This window comes from Xenorhabdus stockiae, from assembly GCF_002632825.1.
GTDB lineage: Bacteria > Pseudomonadota > Gammaproteobacteria > Enterobacterales > Enterobacteriaceae > Xenorhabdus > Xenorhabdus stockiae.
The window spans coordinates 111,961-117,960 of record NZ_NJAJ01000014.1 but is presented as its reverse complement, the minus strand read 5'-3'; the positions used below and the strand labels follow the sequence as shown (position 1 = coordinate 117,960).

Annotated in this window: 6 protein-coding genes; 3 read left to right on the top strand and 3 right to left on the bottom strand. The window is 41.8% G+C overall.

Translation table 11 applies throughout. The features are described 5' to 3' along the window. The coding region (locus Xsto_RS09200; protein WP_244590367.1) for a toprim domain-containing protein at nucleotides 1-868 on the bottom strand (868 nt) is incomplete at its 3' end. Between the two features lie 238 nt (nucleotides 869-1,106). On the opposite strand from Xsto_RS09200, the gene Xsto_RS21400 reads away from it, so the two are divergent. After that, nucleotides 1,107-1,280: a hypothetical protein gene (locus tag Xsto_RS21400; RefSeq protein WP_169926620.1), complete on the top strand. Its 174-nt coding sequence runs from the start codon at nucleotides 1,107-1,109 to the stop codon at nucleotides 1,278-1,280. A gap of 144 nt (nucleotides 1,281-1,424) precedes the next feature. Here Xsto_RS21400 and Xsto_RS09195 read toward each other — a convergent pair whose 3' ends face one another. Together Xsto_RS09195 and Xsto_RS22145 are read right to left on the bottom strand one after the other, a co-directional pair. Next, the gene (locus Xsto_RS09195; RefSeq protein ID WP_099124866.1) at nucleotides 1,425-1,631 is read right to left on the bottom strand and encodes a helix-turn-helix transcriptional regulator; all 207 of its coding nucleotides are present in this window, start codon (nucleotides 1,629-1,631) and stop codon (nucleotides 1,425-1,427) included. A gap of 845 nt (nucleotides 1,632-2,476) precedes the next feature. Continuing rightward, nucleotides 2,477-2,824, bottom strand: a complete 348-nt coding sequence (locus Xsto_RS22145) for a hypothetical protein (RefSeq protein ID WP_244590366.1) — start codon at nucleotides 2,822-2,824, stop codon at nucleotides 2,477-2,479. Nucleotides 2,825-3,074: 250 nt separating this feature from the next. Between Xsto_RS22145 and Xsto_RS09185 the strand changes: the two genes are divergently transcribed. Both Xsto_RS09185 and Xsto_RS09180 read left to right on the top strand, forming a co-directional pair. Next, on the top strand, nucleotides 3,075-4,121 hold the full coding sequence (locus Xsto_RS09185) for an SIR2 family protein (protein ID WP_099124865.1): 1,047 nt from the start codon (nucleotides 3,075-3,077) through the stop codon (nucleotides 4,119-4,121). Then, complete coding sequence (locus Xsto_RS09180; protein ID WP_099124864.1) at nucleotides 4,118-5,971, top strand: ATP-binding protein; 1,854 nt, start codon at nucleotides 4,118-4,120, stop codon at nucleotides 5,969-5,971. Before Xsto_RS09185 ends, Xsto_RS09180 begins: the two co-directional genes overlap by 4 nt. Nucleotides 5,972-6,000 lie beyond the last annotated feature (29 nt).

The window sequence follows — 6,000 nt, the reverse complement described above, 5'->3', positions numbered from 1 at the left end:
TACCATGCTGCTGGCGATAATCATCCCAATCGGCTTTGTATTCCGTAGGTGGTAACGTAACCCAACCATTCACTGCAAGAGCCGCTTTCTCTGCTGAAACCTTGCCGATATTTACCTTTGTTCTGCCGTTCTTATCCAGTTCGTCGGGGTGATGCCAGTCATTATCTGCTGCCAGAATAATTTTAGTGTCCGGCCAATGCTCTCTAACGGCTTTAGCAACAGAATACAAATTGCCTGCATCCAGCGCTGCCAAAACAGTGCCTTTATAGAGTTGATCAACTGTGAGCGCAGTGGCGTAACCTTCGGCAATAATAACTGCGCCGGGGTGTTCGCTCAGCTCTGATAGGGCGATAAATGCGCCTTTCTTCTGGCTGCCAGACAGTAATTTTTTCTCACCGTCAGGTTTAATGATCTGTGCACCAGTGACCTTTTTATCTAACGCTGTCAGTGCCAATAATAAGGAACTATCTTCCAGTAAACGCTGATTATGGTGTTGTAGTCCCTTTGCAGCCAGATAGGGAGATTGCCCCACGACAGTCTGTGCCATCAGTGCCGCGACTCTTTCGGCAATCGGCTGTACTGGATAAGTGATTTCTTTGGCTGGTTTGGATTCTGGCAAAGGTAATGCCAGTACGTTAGCAACAATCTTAGCAGCCTCAAGAACTGAGATACGGTTGGTTTTCGCTACTAAATCCAATCCATCGCCGTAGTTCGGAAGATCACACTGGCGACAGTGCCAGTTGCCGTGATGATGGTCATCAATAAAGTGAAAACGGTCGGTGCCGCCGCAGACAGGGCAAGCGCTATGTTTACCCTTTGCAGGAATATCGATACCACAGGCAGGTAACAGATTTGCCCAATGGTACATAGCGGATTGCTTCACGGTTTGAATAAATTCGAGCGGTTTTTGGCTGCCTGATTTATCCAAAGATGTCAATTTAGGGCGAGTTTGGTTATGCTGTGTATCAGCCATTATCGTTATCTCTCAACGGTTATTGGTCAGACGCCCTGTATGTGTTGCGAGCACTATGGGGCGTTGTTTTATTTGGTTACTAAAATTAAAATGGTCATTACCATGTAATTTAAAATATCCTTGGGTAATTACCATGTCAACACAAAAAGAAAAACGATCTCCGCAATACCAAATGAGATTGACGGAAGAATTCAGACAACAACTTGAAGAACAAGCAAAAGCCGATGGTGATGCTTCTCTTGCTACATGGATCAAGCGCATACTCCGTAAAGAACTCCAATCACGCAGCATTGAACCCAAAGGTTGAACCAACCGATAGTTCATCAGGAGGATAGCTCCCATGTTGCTATCCTTTTTTCGTTTAAATAACAATTGCAAGATTTATATATCTCTTAATGGGTAGATTGCCTGCACTGTGAATTAATACACCAAAATTCAGGTCAGTACGTTATCAGGTACGAGATTCAGCAATCCGTTGATCTACCCAACCATCAATTTCTGATTCAACAAACGCAACCGAACGAGGGCCGATTTTGACTTGTTTCGGGAATTTATCTTCTTTAATCAGCCTGTAGATCCATGCCTTGCTATAGCCCGTTCTGCGCTGAACTTCTGGCAGGCGAATAAGACTTTCTTTAGATGTTGTCATTGTTGGCATGTATACCCCCTGTTATCGAGTCCTTGAAATGCCTTGGTAGACGTTATTTGATAACAGAGGATTATTTAAAAATTCTGTTTAATTGAAAGCGTAAACTCTTTATGCAATTTATAGAATTAATTGTCGCTTATTGACTGGATGAAAAATAGACTTCTGTGCCACGGGCACACAAGCATGAAAAATCATCAATCCTATGGCTATAATATCAAGATGAGTTAAACTAAATATATAACATATTGAATTTAAGTTATATTTTTCAATATTGCTTTGTTGTGCAAAAAACAACCTTTATTGCCTCGGACAACAAAGGTTAAAAAATCGCCATATTTATGATTGCGATAACAAGATTAACTGTACGAAGGACAAAATAAAGAATTGACAAGATCAGAATGTGTGATTTTACCTGTTTATAGATTGGCTAAAAAACAGCCTTTTCTGACACTACCAGCAAAGGATAAAAAATCACCATATGATGGTTGTTATATTGAGCTAGTTGTCCCACATCTTGCTATTAGACTTGAATCTCAATAATCGTGGACAGAAAATGCTAAAAATACCCTTTAAATGAGAGAACTTTTCTACTTTATGACTATGTATTGGTCCGCACCGACGGCATACTGGTATGGTATGCCCTTTGTGAAAGAAAATTCCTTCTCAGAGGGAGTTATACCGTTGAGAGCAAGAAAGTGGATTAGGAAAGTTCCTGGATTTTTTAAGCTATGCACGAATGTGAGCTCATAGCTCTCGCCAGCACCGATATTAACGAATTGCAGAGGTATTCGGCTAAGAGTTCCCGCATAGCGGCCTGAAAGGAGGTTAATTGGCTTCTGATAGATTGGTTTCCCCTAGGAAAAGGCTACGGGTATCAGAGTTAGGGCATCATCGTCCAGAATAACATTGCTTTCTTTATTGCCAAGATTAGACAGGGTAACCTTAACTTGAAGCAGGTTCAGTCCATTTTCGATTGGCTGAATTGTCGATTCAACCTTTGCCTGGATATGCGGCTTTTGTGTGGTCCTCTGTTCAAACTCCTTTAGTGTATATTCTGTGACTTCCTTTTCCTTTTTCACATATACAGTGGAGTAGTACCCCCAAAGTCCAACGACAATTGCTGCGATTATCGTTGTAGCTTGTGAAAGAATTTGTAGTCCGAGATGGATTATTTCAACTTTTCTGAACGAATTATTTGGCACTATTGGCTCCTTGTTGTAATAGAAAAGGTACTTTCAGAGGGAGGCAAGCCCATATTGTTTACATAACACTGACCCCCCTCTTGGTGATTTAACGCCCCTTTCAACGATAAAACGGCCAGTGGCAACAGCCTCAGTTGGCTATGAGCAAGGAGCGGACATTTTCCCATACCAATAACATATAAACATAATGTGTGCGATGTCGTAGTATGTAGATTGATTCTTATCCATCACATATAAGGAACAGCACAGCATGGCTCTTCAGCGGGCGTACTACGGTCAGGACAGAGATCGAGAATTTTTCGAGCGCATCTTCCAGTCTGCTAATATCAACTTTCTTATCGGCTCAGGCGCTTCTCTTCCTGCAATTAAAGTTCTTGGTGATATCGAGAATGAACTCGAAGCCCTTGTGCGGTCAGAGGATGATGAAGAATACTTTAACAAAGCAGAAAAGTTTCTCAACAGCATATGGAGGGCAAATAATGTTCTTCTTAAACGAAACCAGCCTGGTGAAGAACTCCTCCCAGATATCGCGCAGGAGGTTGAAGCGACACAGAATAACTATACGAAGTTTATTCAGGCGCTTGAAATGCTCCTGACGCGGCGACGTACTGGGCTGTTACCTCGCAGGATTAATCTATTTACGACCAACTATGACCTGTTTATTGAGAATGCAGCGGTTACCAACAACAATATTATTCTTAACGATGGCTTCCGCCAGCGTGCCGATATCTATAATAGAATGATATTTGATGCAAAATGCTTTTATCAAACGATCCATGCCACCGGAAATCTATATAATTACAGCGTAGAACTACCGACTGTGAATCTGATAAAACTTCATGGTTCTCTCTCCTGGCATAGTTTTGAAAAAAATATATATTACTCAATTAAGGAGTTGAAACCGATGTCTTTTGACAGCACAGTTAAAAGGCAGGAGTGGGTCACTTCACATCAGCTTGTTCTTCCAAGAAAAGACAAATTCCGTGAAACCGTGTTGGACAATATCTATTACGATTTGCTGCGTACTTACGCCAATGAACTGGATAAGGAAGGCACGTTACTGGTAGTTTTCGGCTTTTCATTTGCGGACGAACATATTGAAACGCTTACGAAAAAAGCTTTGCGCAATGCCACGCTAAAGATTGTTATTTTTGCTTATGATGACATTGCACGATCCCATTTCATTGATAAATTTAGTGATTTCTCAAACATCGACGTGGTTTATACCCCTGACGCTGCTCTCGACTTTTCGAAGCTGACTGAAATTATTACTTGCTTTTTAGGAGGGAAGAAATGACGTCCGTTCTTGTTAATGAAGAGGCAATATTAAGGGTCGGTGAGGTCTGTGAAGTATCAGGCAGAACGGTGAGTGTACTGGTTGATAAAAACAAAAATCTCAGCGATCTTTTTTTTCATGGGAAAGTGCTCAAAAATGTTTCAGTAGGCAGTTTCATTGAAATAAAAAAAGGATTTATGAGCCTAATTGCGAAAGTGGAAACTGAAAAAATCGTCGAAGAAAAGACCCTTTCAGGAAGCGGGAGCGATTCATTGCGTTATCGTAGATATCTAACTGCAAACCTTTCAGGATACATTGACCGCTACGGTAAGTTCACGGGCGGGACGCGCGAACTCCCTTTGATAGGTAACGAAGCCTTCATTCTTACTGAAGAAACCCTCCAGCTTATTCACTCCATTGCAGATCCAGGTAAGGGTGGACTTCAATTTTCGCGCACAGATCTGGAGGATATTGATATCACCCTTCCAGTCAGCGGTCTACTCAATTCACACATTGCCATTTTCGGTAATACGGGCAGCGGGAAATCAAATACACTCGCTGCTCTTTACCAGCACGGCTATAAAGCACTGGGTGAGCTACTTGGCGAGGATTTTAAACAACAGGCACGCTTTATGCTGCTTGATTTTAATGGTGAATACGGCTGGGAGGACTGCATCACGCGTGACAAAATTGTATATAACCTTAACACACATCGCGATGACGGCGATCGTATACCGATGCCTACGGGTGTGTTACTTGAACATGAAATTCTCTCCGTACTGACAGATGCGACAGATAAAACGCAGAAGCCTTTTCTGAAGCGGGTTCTTGAATTCAGGCAGTATGTTGAAGCAAAAGGCAATCCTCAGGCCTATTTTCGTGGAATTCTGACAAGGCGGGTGACTGAAACTCTTTTCGGATGTGAAAAGAAGAAAAGCGATGATCTCATTGATTTATTCCGTCCAATATTAAAGGATGAAGATCTCATCACTGATATTAATTTTTATTTTAAAACTGGAGTATGGCGAACGAATTCTGGTATTTATTTCGATGCAGAAGAAAAAACACGACAGTGCAATATGTACCGTAAAGCTGAGACCTATGAGTTTCCTGATGACCTCATGGAAAAAATGCTAGATTACATGTATCTGCAGTTGATCATCGAATATCTGTCTAGTCGTTCAAATCCTGAACATCTTTCTCCGGTCATCAACAGAATGCGTGGGATACGTAAGGATATAAGGAAAATATTTGATACTTCAGCCGATGATGATCTTTGGAAAACTAAAAATTTTGTCGTATTTAACCTGAACATGGTCAATCTCACCATGAAAAAAACTTTACCCTTACTGCTGGCAAAGTGGGCTTATTCGGTAAAAAAATCAAGCCAGGTTCCGTCTACACTGCATCTAATTATTGATGAGGCTCATAATATACTTTCCAGTGCATCATACCGTGAATCTGAAAATTGGAAGGATTACAGGCTCGAAACTTTTGAGGAAATAATCAAAGAAGGAAGGAAATTTGGCGTTTTTGTAACTATTTCCAGCCAGCGTCCAAACGATATATCCCCGACAATTATTTCTCAGGCGCATAACTACTTCATTCACCGGCTGATAAACCAAAACGATCTCTATGCAATCGAAAAGTCAGTTTCTTATATTGATCGTCTTACTGAGGAATCAATTCCGACGCTCGCAACCGGCACTTGTATATTCAGCGGCGTGGTTTGCCCGATGCCACTGAAGCTGCGTATTGCAGAGCTTGGAGAAAACGAGAAGCCTCAGAGTCATACTCTGACTTTCGAGGAGCTGGCTCGTCTGAATACCTCACCGTTTAATGAGCAACGAAATAATGGAGTGTCTGGCTAGCTAAAGAGCGTCGTACAGGCAGCGCGTCT